This is a genomic window from Belliella aquatica (assembly GCF_014637795.1).
Lineage (GTDB): Bacteria > Bacteroidota > Bacteroidia > Cytophagales > Cyclobacteriaceae > Belliella > Belliella aquatica.
Genome location: NZ_BMFD01000001.1, coordinates 424431 through 443141 on the forward strand (window position 1 = coordinate 424431; position 18711 = coordinate 443141).

General features: G+C 38.6%; 14 protein-coding genes. 7 read left to right on the forward strand and 7 right to left on the reverse strand.

Going from position 1 to position 18711, the window contains the following annotated elements; translation table 11 throughout:
* Positions 1–31 precede the first annotated feature (31 nt).
* On the reverse strand, positions 32–1138 hold the full coding sequence (locus IEV57_RS01755) for a glycoside hydrolase family 130 protein (protein WP_188438994.1): 1107 nt from the start codon (positions 1136–1138) through the stop codon (positions 32–34).
* A gap of 331 nt (positions 1139–1469) precedes the next feature.
* On the opposite strand from IEV57_RS01755, the gene IEV57_RS01760 reads away from it, so the two are divergent.
* Positions 1470–2798: an NAD(P)/FAD-dependent oxidoreductase gene (locus IEV57_RS01760; RefSeq protein ID WP_188438996.1), complete on the forward strand. Its 1329-nt coding sequence runs from the start codon at positions 1470–1472 to the stop codon at positions 2796–2798.
* Here the strand turns inward: IEV57_RS01760 and IEV57_RS01765 are convergent, their stop codons facing one another.
* A complete protein-coding gene (locus IEV57_RS01765; RefSeq protein WP_188438999.1) occupies positions 2799–3248 on the reverse strand; it encodes a gamma-glutamylcyclotransferase family protein in 450 nt (149 codons plus the stop codon).
* 110 nt (positions 3249–3358) lie between these two features.
* On the opposite strand from IEV57_RS01765, the gene IEV57_RS01770 reads away from it, so the two are divergent.
* Together IEV57_RS01770 and IEV57_RS01775 are read left to right on the forward strand one after the other, a co-directional pair.
* The gene (locus IEV57_RS01770; protein ID WP_188439001.1) at positions 3359–3856 is read left to right on the forward strand and encodes a DUF4890 domain-containing protein; all 498 of its coding nucleotides are present in this window, start codon (positions 3359–3361) and stop codon (positions 3854–3856) included.
* Between the two features lie 214 nt (positions 3857–4070).
* Positions 4071–4544, forward strand: coding sequence for a DUF4890 domain-containing protein (locus IEV57_RS01775; protein WP_188439003.1), 474 nt, complete (start codon positions 4071–4073; stop codon positions 4542–4544).
* Between the two features lie 150 nt (positions 4545–4694).
* On the opposite strand, the gene IEV57_RS01780 is transcribed toward IEV57_RS01775, so the two are convergent.
* The 5 genes from IEV57_RS01780 to mutY form a co-directional block, all read right to left on the reverse strand.
* A complete protein-coding gene (locus IEV57_RS01780; protein WP_188439005.1) occupies positions 4695–6167 on the reverse strand; it encodes a glutamate synthase subunit beta in 1473 nt (490 codons plus the stop codon).
* A 1-nt stretch (position 6168) separates the two neighbouring features.
* Entirely contained in the window at positions 6169–10659 is a 4491-nt protein-coding gene (gene gltB, locus IEV57_RS01785; RefSeq protein ID WP_188439007.1) for a glutamate synthase large subunit, read from the reverse strand.
* Between the two features lie 412 nt (positions 10660–11071).
* Positions 11072–12421 carry a gliding motility-associated protein GldE gene (gene gldE / locus IEV57_RS01790; RefSeq protein ID WP_188439009.1) on the reverse strand — a complete coding sequence of 450 codons (1350 nt, stop codon included), beginning with the start codon at positions 12419–12421 and terminating at the stop codon, positions 11072–11074.
* A gap of 304 nt (positions 12422–12725) precedes the next feature.
* Complete coding sequence (locus IEV57_RS01795; RefSeq protein WP_188439011.1) at positions 12726–13190, reverse strand: single-stranded DNA-binding protein; 465 nt, start codon at positions 13188–13190, stop codon at positions 12726–12728.
* 52 nt (positions 13191–13242) lie between these two features.
* On the reverse strand, positions 13243–14340 hold the full coding sequence (mutY, locus tag IEV57_RS01800) for an A/G-specific adenine glycosylase (RefSeq protein ID WP_229744204.1): 1098 nt from the start codon (positions 14338–14340) through the stop codon (positions 13243–13245).
* Between the two features lie 136 nt (positions 14341–14476).
* On the opposite strand from mutY, the gene IEV57_RS01805 reads away from it, so the two are divergent.
* The 4 genes from IEV57_RS01805 to IEV57_RS01820 all read left to right on the forward strand — a co-directional run bounded on the left by IEV57_RS01805 (position 14477) and on the right by IEV57_RS01820 (position 18678).
* Complete coding sequence (locus tag IEV57_RS01805; RefSeq protein WP_188439012.1) at positions 14477–14785, forward strand: HU family DNA-binding protein; 309 nt, start codon at positions 14477–14479, stop codon at positions 14783–14785.
* A gap of 22 nt (positions 14786–14807) precedes the next feature.
* Positions 14808–15626: a tetratricopeptide repeat protein gene (locus IEV57_RS01810; protein ID WP_188439014.1), complete on the forward strand. Its 819-nt coding sequence runs from the start codon at positions 14808–14810 to the stop codon at positions 15624–15626.
* A 182-nt stretch (positions 15627–15808) separates the two neighbouring features.
* Positions 15809–17380: an Rne/Rng family ribonuclease gene (locus tag IEV57_RS01815; RefSeq protein WP_188439016.1), complete on the forward strand. Its 1572-nt coding sequence runs from the start codon at positions 15809–15811 to the stop codon at positions 17378–17380.
* Between the two features lie 170 nt (positions 17381–17550).
* Positions 17551–18678 (forward strand): hypothetical protein, encoded by a 1128-nt coding sequence (locus tag IEV57_RS01820; protein ID WP_188439018.1) that lies wholly within the window; start codon positions 17551–17553, stop codon positions 18676–18678.
* Positions 18679–18711: the final 33 nt, after the last annotated feature.

Genomic DNA, 18711 nt, shown 5'->3' on the forward strand with positions numbered 1-18711 from the left:
ATTTGATTAATATTTCGCACAAAGGCGGTTATTATTTTTTCCATTTTACGACTCCTACTTTACTGTCTGCTGTGCCATAGTAGAGGTACCAAGTGCCCTTAAAAATCACTAAACCCTCGACAAAAGTAGTTCCATCGACATATTGACCTGATTTTTCAAAATCCTGCTCTGGTTTGATAAAGGGTTCGTCCGAGCGATCCAATATCTTCCAAGGCTCTTTTGCGTCGTAGAGTGCTTGTCCTCCTGTATAAATTCGGTTTGCCAATTCCTGTACACCAACATCCTTTGAATTTCCAGCATTGTATAAGACTACGATTCCATCTTCTGTCAACACGGGTGGAGGACCAGCTTCTACCAGCCAAGAATCAAAATATCCTGCCCTTGGGCTGAGTACTGGGACTAGATTTCCTTCATGATTTTCTATGGGCTGCCAGTTGATTAGATCCTCAGAACTTGCTAACCAAATGTGAGGGACGCCATAGTACATCCAATATTTTCCATTGATTTTGGTTGCGACAAGATTTCCGCCGACTTCCTTGGTGACAATGGCTCCGGATTTAGTCTCCATGTTGTGATATTTCCCTTCTTTCCAATTCTGGAAAATGGGACCATGTTTTTCCCAAGTTATCAGGTCTTTGGATGTGGCGATGGCAAGTCTTGGAAATTCTCGATTCCACTGGGTATATGTCAAAACATAAGTTCCATCCTCTGTCTCCACGATTCTTGGGTCTTCAGTCCCACCTGTCCATTCAAATATTTTTTGATTATCTTCTTTTGGATAAAATACTGGCTCACTTTCTCTTGAATAGTTGATACCATCAGTCGAGATAGCCAATCCTAACCTCGAAGTATGCCCACCAATTTCTTTTTCTCCCAGTTTTTCTTCTGCTCTGTAGAACACATGAATCTTTTCATCTTTCACGATAGCCGCAGGATTGAATGTGGCCATGGATTCCCAATTGACAATTCTACCAGTCATGGGATCTTCAAAAGAAGTTGAATCTGAGGGCACTATGATCGCTTCCTGATCTTCAGCTCTTTCGAAAGGTCCAAGCATCCAAGATTTTTCCTCTGAAATAGGTTCAGGACTAGAACAGGCGACGAAAACGAAAAATATATAAAATAGGCTCTTTTTCATAAAGTCGTTTTGGGTTTGATTTTTATCAATAATAATTTTGAGATATATGTATATCCGCTTTCACAACTTTAGCTAAACGAAATGGTGTGTTTTTAAGCAATTGATACACTGGTAACTAATTGCCTAATAACAGATAACGATTATCCGCAAGATCATTTGTGATATAATCGCATACTAGTGTCATCGCGGATAATCATATTTAGATAAAACGATTTAGCAGATCAAATTTATTTGTTTTTAAGGAAAAAGCAAGTAATAAATAAATCTTCCCAAAATACCGACCTTTATTTCTTCAGTTCGTATAGGTAGATGTACCTTTTGTAATTCCAAAATGAACTTTTATAATCAAAACCCTATCCCAAATCTTCCGATTGTTAAAACCAAAAGAGTTGTAATCATTGGAGCAGGGTTTGCAGGTCTCAAATTAGCTAGAAAGTTGATGGGAAGTTCGTACCAAGTACTGCTACTGGATAAAAACAACTACCATCAATTTCAGCCTTTATTCTACCAAGTTGCCACCTCTGGGCTTGAACCAAGTGCGATTTCTTTTCCCTTGAGGAAAGTTTTTCATAACTCGAAAAACATCATATTTAGAATGGCTGAGGCAGAGATGATCGATCAGGATTCCAATCGGCTTTATACAAATGTGGGATATATAGATTATGATTATCTGATTTTGGCGATGGGAGCTGATACCAATTATTTTGGATTGGAAAATATAGAAAAGTACAGCACGCCGATGAAAACGGTGTCTGAGGCACTTTTTATTCGAAATAAAATCATCTCAAATTACGAAACAGCCATCAATATCGGGGAAGAAAAGGAGCGAAAGCCGATCATGAATGTGGTGATCGTCGGTGGAGGTCCGACAGGAGTAGAACTTGCAGGCGCTGTAGCGGAATTGAGAAATAATGTGTTTCCGAAAGATTATCCTGAATTAAATTTCAAAAACATGAAGGTGGTTTTGATAGAAGCAGGAACACATCTCTTGTCGAGTATGTCAGAACAGGCAAAAACAAAGGCTAGAACTTATTTGGAAAAGCTTGGGGTTGTCGTGATGACTGATACTCAGGTGTTGGATTATGATGGAAATAAGGTTGACCTGAAGGGCAAAGAATCTATTGAAACGAAGACCTTACTTTGGGCAGCTGGGATCAAGCCAAATCATATTGAGGGGATAAAAGAGAGTCAAACACTACCAAATGGTAGAATGATCGTTGATGAATTTAACCGATTACAAGAGCGGGAGAATATTTTTGCATTGGGAGATATTGCTATTTCTATCACGGAAGAATTTGAAAGAGGTCATCCGCAGGTGGCTCAAGTAGCACTTCAGCAGGCTAGCAATCTTGCCGATAACTTGTTGGCGGAGAAAAAGAATAAACCTTGGAAGAAATTCAAATACAAAGACCTAGGCTCCATGGCAACAATAGGTAGAAAGCTCGCTGTGGTTGATTTGCCATTTATTAAATTTCAAGGTTTATTGGCATGGATGACCTGGCTTTTCGTTCATTTGATGGCCATCTTAGGAGTCAAAAATAAACTGTTTATCTTTCTCAACTGGTCCTGGAATTACTTGGCATTTGACCCAAGTTTGCGCTTATTGATCAGGCCTAGGCAAATCAAAACTCAAAAAGACAAGGATCTAGTCGAAGATTAATTACATGATTTTGCCGGCACGGTTGATGATACTGGCCAAGTAGCCTTTTGGGATTCCATTGGCCTCGCCACCTCTGATGATGGTTTCAAAGTATTCTTGGTGAGGGAAAATACCCTTCACCAACTTTTGAGAAATGAAAACTCTGGCTTTTACAGGGCCATTTTTTGTCAAAACTTCCTTTTCGACAAAGTCATATCCCGGTTCAGATTTTAGAAAGTACTCTAATTCGGAATATTCCACTTCGAACAGGAGACCATAGACAGATTCATTCTTACTTTCTATGACATTGGCACGGGCAGAGCCATCTGGATTTTGGAAGTTGAACCTAAAACCATAATGTGGCAATACCGCTAGGCCGTTCAATTTGGGGGGATTATTTAACCTTCCTGTCAAAGTACTGATATCCAAATTACTCGCATAGCCGAAATAAAGAAATGTCTCCTTTTTCATAAATTTTTTCTTAAATTTAGAACAGTTAGTGTCTTAAATAAACCCTCTATCAAACTTACAAACTCAGAATTGTAAGAGAAAATATAAATCAAAATAAACCTAGAAACACCATGAAAAAATTGCTGACAGTATTGATATGTTTTGCCATAGGGACATTTACGGCCCAAGCCCAGCGAGGTGGACAGCAGCGCGGACAAGGAATGACCCCTGAATTAAGAGCTGAAATGATGACCAACATGATGCAAGAGCGTCTTGAGCTCTCTGCTGAGCAAGTGGAAAAAGTCCGTAAGGTGAATTTGGCCAGAGCCAAAAATATGGAAATGATGGGGGAAAGAGGACAGTCCGAAGCTAGAAAAGCTGAAGCGATGAATAAAAGAGCTGGAGCCAAACAAAAAGGGAAGGCGAAAAAAGAGGCTGCCCAAAAAGATGTGGAAGAAGAAGTCGAAGTGGTAACAGAGGAGGAATTTGATCAGGAAATAGAAAAAATTCTTAGCCCAGAGCAGCGGAAAAAATGGGAGGAAGTAAAACAACAGAGAAGACCCGCGGGACAGCAAGGTGGACAGCGCCCTACAAGGGGAGGTATGAATAGAGGAGGAGGGAATTTATAAAGAATACTTTCTGCAGTGTCTGCAAGTACTATTTTAAATTTAAGATTTGTTAACATTTTTCTTTGGGTGAGGGCTTAAACCCTCACCTTTTTCTTTGGTCTAAGAGTCAGATTTCAAAACAAAAAGGAAATTAAATTAGAATTCAAATCGCTCCCGGGATTGAGAGTTTTTCTAAAAAAATTGATTCAAAAACAAAAGACTAAAAACTAAAAACATGAAAAAGCTAATCGCAATACTTGCAATATTTTCTTTAGGTGCACTTACAGTTGAAGCACAAAGAGGTCCAAGAGGCCCACAAATGTCACCAGAAAAAAGAGCCGAAATGGCTAATCCTGAAAAAAGGGCTGAAATGATGACCAGTAGAATGGCGGAAAAACTAGAATTGTCTGACGTGCAGAAAGAAGAGGTTTATGCAATCCACTTAGAAAACGCTTCTAAAAGACAGGCAGAAATGGAAGCCCGAAGGGCAGAGATGAAAGCCAAGAAAGCTGACATGCAAGCCAATCAAAAAGAGCAGCATGCTAAAATTGAAGCGGTTTTGACACCTGAGCAAAAAGAAAAATTCATCGAGCTTAGAGATGAAAATAGAGATAAAATGAATACAATTCGTGATGCGAGAACAAACCCTGACAGGGAGAAAATTCAGCAACGAAGAAGAGGAAATAGAGGTCCAGGTGGCAGAAGATAATTTTCATAATAGGTGTTGCTTAATAGTCTGAACAATCAGGCGAAAAAATAAAGAGCAGGTCTATGGCCTGCTTTTTTTATTCAAATAAATAAAACCGACCCGAGAAATCCCGGATCGGTTTGGATTGAATTAGTGGTTTTAATTGAATAATTAGGAAGCCATTTCTTCTTCTACTTGATAGAAGCCTTCATCTTTTCTAGGAAGTGAAGAGCTTCCCATTAGGAATTCATCCACACTTACGGCAGCTTCTCTTCCTTCGGAAATTGCCCAAACGACGAGGGATTGTCCCCTTCGCATGTCTCCTGCTAAAAATACCTTCTTGGATGTTGACTGGTAGCCTTTAGATTTTGGAAGGCTATTTTCCATTTTCTCTACCTTGAAAGCCTCCAACAGACCGTTTTGTGCAGGTCCTGTGTAGCCAATGGCTATAAATGCAAGGTCACATGGGACTGTTCTCTCAGTTTTTGGAACTTCCACAAACTGCATTCTTCCATTCTCTTCTTTCCATTCCAAATCTACCAAGACAAGGCCTGTTACTTCTCCTTTGTCATTGCCGACAAATTCTTTTGTAAGAATAGAGAATACACGTTCAGCGCCTTCCTCGTGAGAACTTGAAGTTTTCAATGTCATTGGCCATTCTGGCCATGGATTGAGAACAGTTCTTTGTTGAGGGGGCTTTGGAAGTAATTCCAGTTGTGTAATGCTTTTTGCACCATGACGATTTGAAGTTCCGATACAGTCAGAGCCTGTATCTCCACCGCCTATGACAATGACGTTTTTGTCCTTAGCAGAAATAGGGTTTTCCTTGATTTCTCCTGCGATTACTTGATTTTGTTTTCCAAGAAAATCCATTGCAAAATGAACTCCTTTCAGATCAGAACCTTTGATTTTGAGTTCTCTGGGTTGTGCGGCACCTGTCGCCAAGACGATGGCGTCAAAATTGGTGAGGATATTTTCTGCTTTTACGTTGAAACCAATATCAGTTTCAGTAGAGAAAATCACCCCTTCTTGCTCCATGATTATGACTCTACGATCAATGACCCATTTTTCTAATTTGAAATCAGGGATACCATAGCGCAGTAATCCACCGACTTCTTTGTCTTTTTCGAAGACAGTTACTTCATGACCCGCTTGATTGAGTTGATCGGCAGCAGCAAGTCCCGCAGGGCCTGAACCGATCACAGCTACGCTTTTCCCTGTTCGGCTTTTTGGAATTCTTGGCTTTACAAGACCCATTTCATAGGCTTTCTCAACAATATTCTTTTCAATCAGCTCGATTGCAACAGGGTCTTTGTTGATTCCCAATACACATGATGCCTCGCAGGGCGCTGGGCAAATCCTACCGGTAAATTCTGGGAAATTGTTAGTGCTCTGTAAAATATGAAAAGCTTCCTCCCATTCATTCTGGTACACTGCATCGTTAAACTCAGGTATTACATTGCCCAGCGGACATCCCTGATGGCAAAATGGTATTCCACAATCCATGCATCTGGCAGATTGTTCATTGAGTTTCTTACCGTCAAATGGCTGATATATCTCTTTGTAATCGTTGATTCTTTCTTCTGGAGAGCGTGTTTCGGGTAGCTCTCTGTTGTATTGGATAAATCCTTCTTTCGCTCCCATATTAGACTAATGTTTTTGATTGTTCCAAAGCCCTTTTTTTCAATACTTCCTTATAATCTCTAGGAATGACTTTGATAAATTGTTCTTTGTAGCTATCCCAATTTTCTAGGAATTCGGTGGCTAGATTGCTGTTTGTAAAAGCCTTATGCTTCTTCAAATGGTTTTTGATGGTGACAAAATCATCTTCATTGAGTGGATCTAGATCGACCATTTCTGGATTGATCAAGTGAAGATAATCCTTGAGAATGTAAGCAATTCCACCACTCATACCAGCGGCAAAGTTTCTACCTATTTCCCCCAAATTCACAACCAATCCGCCTGTCATGTATTCACAACCATGATCGCCAATGCCTTCTACAACGGTCTCTACGCCTGAATTTCTTACACAGAATCTCTCACCGCCTTTTCCATTGATGTAGGCTTCACCGGAAGTTCCTCCATAAAAGGCCACATTGCCAATGATGATATTGTCCTTTGCATCAAAGTTTGCGTTTCGGCTTGGATAGACGATCAGTTTTCCTCCGGAAAGCCCTTTTCCAAAGTAATCATTTGCTTCACCTTCTAGCTCAAAACTTACACCTTTAGCTAAAAACCCTCCAAATGTCTGCCCTGCTGAGCCAATGAATTTGTATTGAATGGTGTCTTCTGGTAACCCAGGACTTCCATATATTTTTGAAATTTCATGGGAAAGCATCGCACCAACTGTTCTGTCAGTGTTTTTGATTTCAAACTTTCCAGAGACTGGATTTGCTTGTTCAAGTGCCGGAAGTGCTTGTTTGATCAGCTTTCTATCAAGGACTTTTTTCAATTCAAACTCCTGATCGATCTGCTTGTGAATTCCTACATGATCTGGAACTTCCACTTTGTGGAATATTGGGCTGAGATCGACTTTGTCCCATTTCCAATGATTCATATTTCCTGTTGCTTTCAAGACATCACTCTGACCTACCATCTCATCTATGGTGGCAAAGCCTAATGAAGCCATGATTTCTCTTAAGTCTTGGGCGAGAAACATAAAATAATTCACCACATGATCGGCACTACCTGTAAAGAGTTTCCTCAATTCAGGATTTTGCGTAGCAATTCCGACCGGGCAGGTATTCAAATGACACTTACGCATCATGATACAGCCTTCGACTACCAATGCTCCTGTAGAAATCCCCCATTCTTCAGCACCTAAAAGTGTGGCAATGGCAATGTCTCTTCCTGTTCGGAGTTGTCCGTCAGTTTGCAAGACAACTCTACTTCTCAGGTTATTTTTCACCAAAGTCTGATGTGCTTCCGAAAGACCGAGCTCCCAAGGTAAGCCCGCATGTCGGATAGAGCTCAATGGAGATGCACCTGTGCCTCCGTCAGCACCTGATATAAGGATTACATCAGCCTGAGCCTTGGCAACACCAGCAGCTACAGTTCCTACACCTGCTTGAGACACTAATTTTACATTAATTCTCGCTTTTCTATTAGCATTTTTAAGATCATAGATCAACTGTGCCAAATCCTCAATAGAATATATATCATGGTGTGGAGGTGGGGAAATCAATCCTACTCCTGGAGTCGAATGCCTCACTCTTCCAATCCAATCATCTACTTTGTGGCCAGGAAGCTGTCCACCTTCACCAGGTTTGGCACCTTGAGCCATTTTGATTTGAATTTCTGCAGCATTGCTGAGATAATTGCTCGTCACACCAAATCGACCAGATGCGACCTGCTTGATGGCAGAGCGTTCCCAGTCACCATTTTCTTTTCTTTGAAACCTAATCTCGTCTTCTCCACCTTCTCCACTGTTGCTCTTGGCACCGATTCTGTTCATCGCAATCGCCAAAGTGCTATGAGCTTCATGGGAAATAGATCCGAATGACATGGCGCCGGTAGCAAATCTCTTTAAGATTGATTCTATAGGTTCAACTTCTTCGATTGGAATCGATATCCGTTTTTTGAATTCAAAAAGCCCTCGAAGTGTCAGTGCATCTTTGGTCTGCACGTTGATTTTTTCTGCAAACTTTTTGTAAAGATTGAAGTCGTTTAGTCTCGTGGATTTCTGAAGGAGATGTATTGTTTCTGGGTTGAAAAGGTGTTTTTCACCTCTTCTTTTCCATTGATAAACCCCGCCAGTCTCCAATACAGGACTCTCTGTATGGTAAGCTGCATGATGTCTGATTAATACTTCTTCGGCTAATTCGTCAAAAGATATTCCTGAAATTCTGCTGACTGTGCCTTTGAAACATCTATCTATCACTTCAGGGCCTAAGCCAATTGCCTCAAAAATCTGTGCACCTTGGTAAGACTGTAGTGTGCTGATTCCCATTTTGGAAAGTACTTTCAGCAATCCTTTTCCAACTGCTGCCTGATAATTAGCGAAAAGCTGTTTGGTTGGGATTTCTTTAGAAAGATGCCCTTTTTCGTTGAGATAAATCAAGCTTTCAAGTGCCAAATATGGATTGATTGCGGAAGCACCATATCCAATGACAGTGGCAAAATGATGGGTCTCTCTGATATCACCCGCTTCAATGACTAAGCCGGCTCTAGTTCGCAATTTCTTTTTCACCAAATGATGATGAACTGCACCTATAGCGAGTAATGATGGGATTGGCGCATGGGTTTCAGTACTATTTCTATCAGAGATAATTATGATGTTTTTGCCAGCATAAATTGCTCCTTCAGCCTCTCTACAAAGATTGTTTAGTGCCTCAAGAAGTTTCCCAGGTTGATGATTGGCTTCAAAATGAGCAGTCAAAGTGACTGTTCTATAGCCTTGATCTTCCAGGTGTTTGAGTTTCTCTAAGTCTTCATTGAGTAATACAGGCTGTGAGATATGAATCTGTCTGCTGTGTCTTGGGCTTTCGTCGAGTATATTGTGGCTTTCTCCAATTCTAGTGAATAGGGACATCACCAATTTTTCCCTGATTGGATCAATCGGTGGATTACTTACCTGAGCAAATAGTTGCTTGAAGTAATTGGCGACATGTTGACTTTGTTTTGACAAAACAGCGAGTGGAGTATCTGCTCCCATCGAACCAATTGGTTCGTAAGAAGTATCTCCCATCGGCTTTAGGATCATGTTCAACTCTTCCGAAGTATAGCCAAATATTGTTTGGCGTTTCTTAATCTCTTCAGTGGTATATGGATTGACAAGTTTTTCTGGATCAGGCATTAATCGAAGCTTCAGCCTTTCTTCTCTTACCCATTTGTCATAAGGCTTATTGTCACATACAGAAGCTTTGACCTCATCATCGAATGAGATTTTACCTTTTTCCAAATCCACCCAAAGCATTTTTCCTGGACTTATTCTTCCTTTTTCTGTGATCGTTGCCTCACGAATAGGCAAGGCACCTGCTTCTGAAGAAAGAATCAGACGGTCATCGTTGGTAATAAAATAGCGTAATGGGCGAAGGCCATTTCTGTCCAAAGTAGCTCCCACGGACTTACCGTCAGAAAACAATAGCGCAGCAGGTCCATCCCATGGCTCCATCAAGGCAGCGTGGAATTTATAAAATGCCTTTCTGTCTTTATCCATCATCTGATTGTCTTGCCATGCTTCAGGCACGAGCATCATCATCACATGAGGCAAACTTCTTCCGCTTAGCGTCAGTAATTCTACAAGCGCATCCAAGTTTGCAGAATCGGAATATTGTTTGTTAGTAATGGGCATCAATTTAGCCAATTCTGAATCTGTAAAATTTACTGATCGCATCAGCGACATTTTAGATTTCATCTTGTTCAGGTTCCCTCTGATGGTATTGATCTCACCATTATGTGATAGGTAGCGGAACGGCTGTGCCAACCTCCAATTAGGGAAGGTATTGGTTGAGAATCTCGAGTGGACGATGGCTAGTCCGGATGTGATTTTGTTGTTTTGGAGGTCTTTGTAAAATGGTAGTACCTGATCTGTTCTCAACTGACCCTTATATATCAACGTGTTGCAGCTGAAACTGGCGAAGTAAAAAGCGTTGTTCACACCAGCGATTTCACTGTTGATCTGGCTTGAAGCATAATTTCTCAAGACATAGAGCTTGCGTTCCAAATCTATGCCCTGTAAGCCGTCACTATGGCTTACAAACACCTGCTCAATGACAGGCATGACATCCAAAGCTCCTGAACCAGGTACAGTTTCATCAACTGGCACTTCCCTGTAGCCAATCAGTTTGAAGCCAAGTTCTTTGATGATTTGGTTTAATCTTTCTTTTGATCTCTTGTAAAGCTGTTTGTTTTTTGGAAAAAATGTCATTCCTACGCCATAGCTTCCTGCATCTGGAATAGAAAATCCTGCTCTCGAGGTCACTTCTTTCAGAAATGGGTGAGGCACTTGAATAAGAATTCCTGCACCATCTCCTGTTTTGGGATCACTTCCTCTTCCCCCCCTGTGCTCCATGTTGCTCAACATATAGAGTGCATCACTGATTGTCTCGTGAGTTTTTGTTCCCTTGACATTTATGACTGCACCTATACCACAAGAATCATGTTCAAATTCCGCACGATATAATCCTTTATTCATTATCAATAAGTTTAATAGGTTTCAATTTCAGTTGCAAAATTTACAAAAAATTTTCTTTCTATTAAAATTTAAGCAATCAAATGACCGTTTATGTGAATAGTTTGTATTGGAAATTCACTTTAATTGCCTTTAATAAAAAATATGATTTGGTTTAAAATCTAATTGGTATTTTTAATAATTTTGTGATATAATTAAAAAGTGGTTTAAAAATTAACCATATAAATGATTTTTTATGTAAAAATATTGATGTGAGGGTTTAGAGAATTAAATGAAAAAATTGTAAATTTTTTTTCTACTTTATTTTTAAAAATCAAAACGTTTCTGTGATTATATATTGAAATCCAAATTCACATTATTTTGTAATAAGTGCTATTTGAAGAATATTGTATTATTTAGGAATTTTCAGATTTTTTCAATCTTCATTTGAGTTGAGATTTTTCTCTTCTCGTGAGATCATTTTTACCTTCACTTTTTTGATCTTTCTGGTATCGACAGCGAGGATTGTAAACTCAAAATCTTCAAAACAAATCTTAGTACCGTTTTTTGGGAGATTAGAATTGAGTTCGAGTAATAGCCCACCCAAAGATTCACTTTCTCCTTTTACTTCGTCGAAAATCTGAATGTCTAAGTCTAGCTTTTTGCAAAAATCATTCAGTGATACTTTTCCTTCAAAGATAAATGTCTGAGGATCTATCTCTTGGAAGTAGAATTCCTGTACATCATCAAATTCATCATTAATTTCTCCTATAATCTCTTCGATTAAATCTTCTAGAGTGATGAGTCCTGACGTTCCTCCATATTCATCAACCACGATTGCCATGTGAACTCTTTTCTTTTGAAAATCTTTGAGTAGGGAGTCCACTTTTTTATTTTCAGGTACAAAAAACCCTTTTCTTATTAAGCTCTGCCACTCAAATTCCTCCCCTTTTTCGATATGCGGAAGTAAGTCTTTGATATAGAGAATTCCTTCAATACTGTCGATAGTTTCATTATAAACAGGAATCCTAGAATAGCCACTCTTATTGATTTTGTCCATCAATTCATGGAAATCAGTTTCTAGATCAACTGCTGTAATTTCCATTCGAGAATGCATCACTTGCTTGACAGAGAGTGTTCCGAAGTTTACAATACCTTTAAGAATATCTTTTTCTTCGTCAGTGGCATCATCAGAAGTAATTTCTAAGGCTTGATGAAGCTCATCAATGGACAAAGAATAAGCTTTTTTCTCGATTCTTCGCTCGATTACATTGCTGATGCTCATTAAGAAAATAGAAAGTGGCTTGAGTAGGATAGAAAAGAAACTGATAGCCGGTGCCATCATTAAAGAAAACTCCACTTTTGCTTTAGTGGCATAAACTTTAGGTACAATTTCTCCAAAAAATACGATTGCAAAGGTCACGCCTATAGTCTGAATCAAGACTATGACAATCCCCGTTGCATTGAGCCCAAAAATCGTCCAAGCTACGAAGGTAGTGAGTGTGACAATTCCGATATTAATAAGATTATTGAGAATGAGAACCGTACTGAGGAGTCTTTGTGGATCTTCTATAAGCAAGATTACTTTATCAGAATTCTTCTGTCCATCAATATCGATATTCACAAGGTCATCTTTGGTAAGGGAAAAAAAGGCTACCTCAGATCCAGAAATCAAGCCTGAGGCGATGAGTAATAGAATAAAAATCAATCCATTAGTCAAAAGATAACTAGCTGAAACTTGAGAAATTTCAGCTAGCAATAGTATACTCGGATAGGGGTCGTCCATTAATGATAAAATTATTTCTGCAAAATTAACCAATTATGACATACAACTCAATTATAATTTAACAATAGATTTAAAATTGATAATTAATTGTGTTTAAGTCAACTATAAGATGAAATTAATTATGATTATCCACAACAACGCCGGTTTACATATTTATCCCAAATGATTTTGAGGAGAATTTTTATCGGCTATCGGGTTACAGCAATCTAAATATAGTATTTACACTATTTTATGATGCTACGGTATCAGTAGATATATTTTTAATGAATAATTCAATGGTTAAAATAGCAGTTTTTTGAGAGAATTAAAATGGTAAATCGTCATCTTCACCAGGTCCTTCTGATACCGCAGGAGCAGGCATTGATTGTGCATTGTTGCTGGTACTATTGTTAGCGTAGTTTGTGTTCTGATTTCCACCACCCGTATTTGGGCTATCAGTTCTAGAGTCTAACATCGTCATGTTGAGTACACGAATTTTAACTTTCTTACGGTTATTACCTTGCTCATCTTGCCAGCTATCTGTTTTGATCTTTCCTTCTACATAGACTTTACTTCCTTTTTTGAGATAGCTTTCTGCAATTTTTGCTAAACCATCCCAAAGTTCTAAGTCATGCCACTCAGTATTGTCAACACGATTTCCTGACCTGTCTTTATAAGATTCTGTTGTCGCTAAACTTACATTGGCGACCACTTTGTCGCCTTCCAGATGCTTTACTTCGGGGTCTTGTCCCAAGTTGCCCACTAAAATTACTTTATTTACTCCAGCCATAATTTGATGTTGTTTATATATTTGACAAAAAGTTTACTCCTAAATTTAAGCATTATTTTTCATCGTCCAAAAACTTCAATATTAACCTTGGTTTCCCTAGGGATTCAAGTTTTTCTTGTTGTATAAGGTTATAATTTGACTCTTTAACCCATTTTTGAAGCTTTTCCCGATGTTTGGGTTGAATAATCAAGGTGGCAAAGTTGGCAAAAATTCTTTGATGTGTCAGGATATGTTTGAAGATAGTTGCCGAATCAAAATGTATTTCTGGGTCAAATTGTGTCAAACTTTGGAATAATGAAGCTCCATTCAATTCTGCAAGAGGCTTTTGCGCACTTTCGAATACGGGAAAATCATAAAGTCCTTGCCAGATATCACCTGCGCCACGAAGATTGACTACTACCTGATCACCACATACGATATAAAAATAAGTGAAATAGCGTTGCTTGACTTTCACTTTATTAATTTTCACCGGGAGTTGGGTAGTCAGTTCATTTTTGAAAGCAAAGCAGGAATTGCTCAAGGGACACACGTCACAATTTGGGTTTTTGGGTGTACACTGCAAAGAACCAAACTCCATGATGGCTTGATTGAAAGTGGCGGGGTTGTCTTTGGGAATACATTCGTTAGCAATTTTCTCAAACTCCTTTTTCCCTGAGCTGCTTGCTATATCGGTACTGACACCGAAATATCTTGCTAACACACGGAAGACATTTCCATCAACCACGGCCACGGGCTCATTAAATGAAAAAGAGGCAATCGCAGCAGCGGTGTAGCTGCCGACACCTTTGAGTTTGATTAGCGAATTATAACGGTCAGGAAACTTACCATTGTGAGTTGCCACAATATCTTTTGCACATTGATGGAGGTTTCTTGCGCGGCTATAATATCCCAATCCTTGCCAGAGTCTCATCACCTCTTCAGAGGGAGCATGCGCTAGATCTTCAACTTTGGGGAAATTTTCGAGAAATTTTTCAAAATAAGGAAGCCCTTGAGCGACGCGGGTTTGCTGAAGGATAACTTCTGACAACCAAATGATATATGGTTCTGTGGTGTTTCTCCAAGGTAAATCCCTCTTGTTTTGTTCGTACCAGTCTAATAAAATAGAGGCAAAATGCTTGTTATTCAAAACGTTGAAATTTTTGTTACTCATCTTTCGTTAAACAAATGAAGCTAATTTTGGGCAATTTGTTTTTATATTGAAATGCTTCTTGTAAATTTGCAGTCCCAAAATTAGTTGGTTAATAGGTCGTTAAGCTTATTCGATAATAATTTAAATTAATACAACAGTGACTAAAGCAGAAGTAATTACCAAGATTTCGGACAAAACTGGAATCCAGAAGGACGATGTAACTCAGACCATTGAGGCGTTTTTCAAAGTTGTAAAAGATTCCATGGCAGAGGGAGACAACATTTATGTGAGAGGATTTGGCAGCTTCATTAACAAGAAGAGAGCTAAAAAAATCGCCCGAAATATCTCTAAGAATACTGCGATTGTAATCGATGAGCATTATGTACCGGCTTTCAAGCCTTCCAAAGTGTTTATTGAGAAAATCAAAAGTAGCAAAAAAATTATAGAATTAGCTCCTCAGGAATAGTCCTGAGGACTATTTTTCTCTTATGAAAAAATCCCAAATCATAGTCTTAATTATAGGAATTGTCGCTGTAGCGATTCTATTTTCACTTCCTCGTGTAGTGGTAGATAATGAAGAGGGAGGAACTCAAATTTCCGAAACTGAAGAATCTAGCCCTATCATTCCTGAAAGTATGCATTCATCCCCTGTGGATGAATCTCTGCTATCAAAAATAGAGGTGTTGAGGACAAAGTTGAAATCTGAAGAAAATAAGGAAAATTTTGCTAACTTCGCAGATTCTTTAGCTTCGCTATATTTCCAAGCGAGCAAATTTGACAGTGCTGGATTCTATTACGAACAGGCCGTTGAGAGAGCTCCGACGATGGAAAGAATCGAAAAAACAGGAATTGCCTACTTTGAAGCGTACACATTCGCTTTGGATGAGCAAAAAGTAAGCTACTTGGCTGAAAAGACAAGAACATACTTAAATAATGTTTTGGAAAACGATCCAAAACGTTTGGATTTAAAAACTAAGGTTGCGATGACGTATGTGTCTTCTTCCAATCCAATGCAGGGGATAACCATGCTAAGGGAAATATTGGTAGAAGAGCCTACAAATGAAGATGCGCTATTTAATATGGGTGTACTTTCTATTCAATCTGGGCAGTATAATAGAGCATCTGAGAGGTTTGAAGAATTGATTAAATTCCATCCAAATAACCTTCAAGGGCAATTTTATCTTGCCGTAAGTTATTTTGAATCCAAGCAAACTAATAAAGCAAAAAAGCAGTTCGAGCAAGTGAAAGGCATGACAACAGACCCTATGGTTTTGTCAAGTGTTGAAAGCTATCTAGAAAGGCTATAAATAATTGTTCACCTTAAATCTTTAAAACTATGCCTTGCGGTAAAAAAAGAAAGAGACATAAGATCGCTACGCACAAGCGTAAGAAGAGACTTAGAAAAAACAGACATAAGAAGAAGTAATTAATTACTTCTTCTTTTTGAGTTTTTACAGTAAACGTTCATTCACATAAACAGAGACACGATTTGAGCACAGAATTAGTAATCGATTCTGCTCAAAGCGGTAGTCGTATCGCTCTTTTAAAAGACAAAAGCTTGGTTGAGCTCCATTCAGATGGAGAAGACAATCAGTTTAAAGTTGGTGATATCTATCTGGGAACTGTTCGAAAAATCGTCAATGGGCTGAATGCAGCCTTCATTGACGTAGGTTATGAAAAAGATGCCTTCCTGCATTATCAGGATCTGGGGCCACAGATCAATAGCTTAAATAAGTTTTCGAAACTAGCCAAGAATGGTAATTACACCAGCTACAATTTAAAAGGGTTTGACCTAGAGCCTGACATAGAAAAACTTGGAAAGATTTCCAATGTTCTTCCTAAAAACAACCAAATTTTGGTTCAGGTTGTAAAAGAGCCTATCTCAACGAAAGGCCCTCGACTATCCTGTGAGCTCTCCATTGCCGGTCGATATTTGGTATTGGTTCCTTTTTCCAACACTGTCAACGTTTCTAAAAAGATTCGGAGTGCAGAAGAAAGAAGAAGGCTCGTACGCTTGATCACTTCCATCAAACCAGCCAATTTTGGCGTGATTATCAGAACAGTAGCTGAAGGTCAGTCGGTCACAGAGCTTGACAAAGATCTCAGAAACTTGGTAAGCACTTGGGAAGATGGTATGAAAAAGCTTCCAAAAGCAAAACCAAAAGACAAGGTAATCGGAGAAATGAGTATGGCCTCCTCTATCATTAGAGACCTACTCAACGAATCATTCGATGCAATCACAGTAGAGGATGAATTGATCTACGATCAGATCCGATCTTATATCAGATCTATCGCTCCTGAAAAGGAAAGAATAGTAAAGCTTCACAATGGTAAAGCTAAGCTCTTTGAAAGTTTTGGAATAGAAAAGCAAATCAAAAGCTTGTTTGGTCAAACAATAAGTCTTCCACAAGGCGGATATGTCATTATAGAACATACAGAAGCCTTGCACGTCATCGACGTGAACAGTGGAAATAAATCCAATCAAGAAAGCGATCAGGAAACTACGGCATTGAAGACCAACCTGGCCGCTGCGAAAGAAATTGCTAGACAATTACGCCTCCGAGATATGGGAGGTATCATCGTCATTGACTTTATAGATATGAAAAAAGCCGACAATAAGAAGGCGATCTATGATGCAATGAAAGATGAGATGAAAGACGACAGGTCGAAAAACACGGTGCTTCCTTTGACCAAGTTTGGGTTGATGCAGATCACTAGACAGCGTGTAAGGCCCGAAGTTAATATCATCACAAAAGAAACTTGCCCTTCTTGTAACGGAACAGGCAAGATCCAGGCTTCCATATTGGTGGCAGATAAACTGGAGAAAGACCTAGAGCATATGGCTACTATCCAAAATATTTCTAATATCCACATTGGATTACATCCTTACCTACATGCCTTCTTTACGAATGGTATTATATCACAAAGGGTAAGATGGTTTTTCAAATACTTCAAGTGGGTAAAATTGATCAAAGATTCATCACTTCCAGTGACGGAGTACAGATTCCTGGACGATTCAGGAGAAGAAATAGAACTTAATGTAAAAAGCGAGACTGAATAGTCTCGCTTTTTTTTGTATTGGTCTTTGCAAGGTATATTTTTTCCAAAGTTCTAATACTTTGGAAAAGGGTTTGCTATGAGTAAATTCAGCCATTCCTAAACTTCTATTCCTAAGCCTTTGTTTTTAAATGTTAATTTTTTAGTTTGTTATGTTTTTCAAAATCAACAGAAATGAACTATTTAAAAACATACTTTTTGACTGTGGTCATCTTGTTTATCAGTCATTTTAGTTTAGCTCAATATCAACTTAAGAAAACCAATGAATTTAAAATCAACTCGCTGAATTCAGTGGAGATTGTTGATTATGATCCAGTGAATAAGCGGTATTTGGGGTATGAAAATGAAAGCAAAGGTTTTGTTGTAATGGTTCTTGATGAGAAAGGAAGAATCCTCCAGAAAAAAAATTTGATGGGACAGGGTCCAGGTCAATTTAATTCAGCAATGAATTCCCTCGGATATTCTGATAAAAAAGACATTTGGGTAATAACTCCCAACCAATTGCTTACTTTCGATAAAAACTTGAATTTCAAAAGTGCTGTTAAATATGTCAATATCAATGCATTTTTTACATATAGGATAGCTGAATCCCCAATATTCTTTTACAAGGATAAGTTCAAGAATGAACTTGTCTTTGGAACCTACCCTTCAAATACAGCTAGATTTACCAGTGTAAAAGACTTAGGAACTCAACATTTGTTAGAACTCCATGACTTATCTGAAAACCACAATTATTTTCTTGCCCCGATAAAAAACAGACCAATTTCCAAAGATTTAGATAATTCCATCAACAGTTTATATAGACCTGTATTCACACAGGATAAAGAAAAAAATAAGTTGTATATAACTGCCTCTCTTGATAATGAAATAACTATAATTGATCTTCTCACAGGTAACTCCATATCAAAAATCAACATCAATCATGGAGATTTTGGGAGTTTCAAAAAATTACCCATAACTGACAAAACCTTGCCTAGCTACCCTCCTCATACCTTAGCTTCTTTGAATTTGAAAATCATAAAGCTAGATGGAGGCCTTATTATCTTGAATTATGTCAGAGAAATTCCATATGGGACTTTTGAGAAAAAAATCACTGAAGATCAATTTTATCACCATTTCAAAGATCCAGATTATCATAGAATAATCATCTTTGACGAAGAGAAGCAACTCAGCAAGGATCTACAAATCCCTTATGGTCAAGTCAAAATCGCTATGCCGAATAATTCCATCCTTATCAAACTAATCAATCCCGAGGAGGAAGAGGATTTTGTGAGGTATGGCATTTATCAAGTGTCCAAATAATCAATGAAAAAATTTTCAAAAGATAATTCACTA

What these genes read in the sequence shown, in the direction of transcription:
- IEV57_RS01810 (WP_188439014.1), top strand. Translation starts at nt 14,808, where the DNA reads ATGAAAAAATCCCAAATCATAGTCTTAATTATAGGAATTGTCGCTGTA.
- gldE (WP_188439009.1), bottom strand. Translation starts at nt 12,421, where the DNA reads ATGGACGACCCCTATCCGAGTATACTATTGCTAGCTGAAATTTCTCAA.
- mutY (WP_229744204.1), bottom strand. Translation starts at nt 14,340, where the DNA reads ATGAGTAACAAAAATTTCAACGTTTTGAATAACAAGCATTTTGCCTCT.
- IEV57_RS01770 (WP_188439001.1), top strand. Translation starts at nt 3,359, where the DNA reads ATGAAAAAATTGCTGACAGTATTGATATGTTTTGCCATAGGGACATTT.
- IEV57_RS01775 (WP_188439003.1), top strand. Translation starts at nt 4,071, where the DNA reads ATGAAAAAGCTAATCGCAATACTTGCAATATTTTCTTTAGGTGCACTT.
- IEV57_RS01820 (WP_188439018.1), top strand. Translation starts at nt 17,551, where the DNA reads ATGAACTATTTAAAAACATACTTTTTGACTGTGGTCATCTTGTTTATC.
- IEV57_RS01760 (WP_188438996.1), top strand. Translation starts at nt 1,470, where the DNA reads ATGAACTTTTATAATCAAAACCCTATCCCAAATCTTCCGATTGTTAAA.
- gltB (WP_188439007.1), bottom strand. Translation starts at nt 10,659, where the DNA reads ATGAATAAAGGATTATATCGTGCGGAATTTGAACATGATTCTTGTGGT.
- IEV57_RS01795 (WP_188439011.1), bottom strand. Translation starts at nt 13,190, where the DNA reads ATGGCTGGAGTAAATAAAGTAATTTTAGTGGGCAACTTGGGACAAGAC.
- IEV57_RS01780 (WP_188439005.1), bottom strand. Translation starts at nt 6,167, where the DNA reads ATGGGAGCGAAAGAAGGATTTATCCAATACAACAGAGAGCTACCCGAA.
- IEV57_RS01755 (WP_188438994.1), bottom strand. Translation starts at nt 1,138, where the DNA reads ATGAAAAAGAGCCTATTTTATATATTTTTCGTTTTCGTCGCCTGTTCT.
- IEV57_RS01765 (WP_188438999.1), bottom strand. Translation starts at nt 3,248, where the DNA reads ATGAAAAAGGAGACATTTCTTTATTTCGGCTATGCGAGTAATTTGGAT.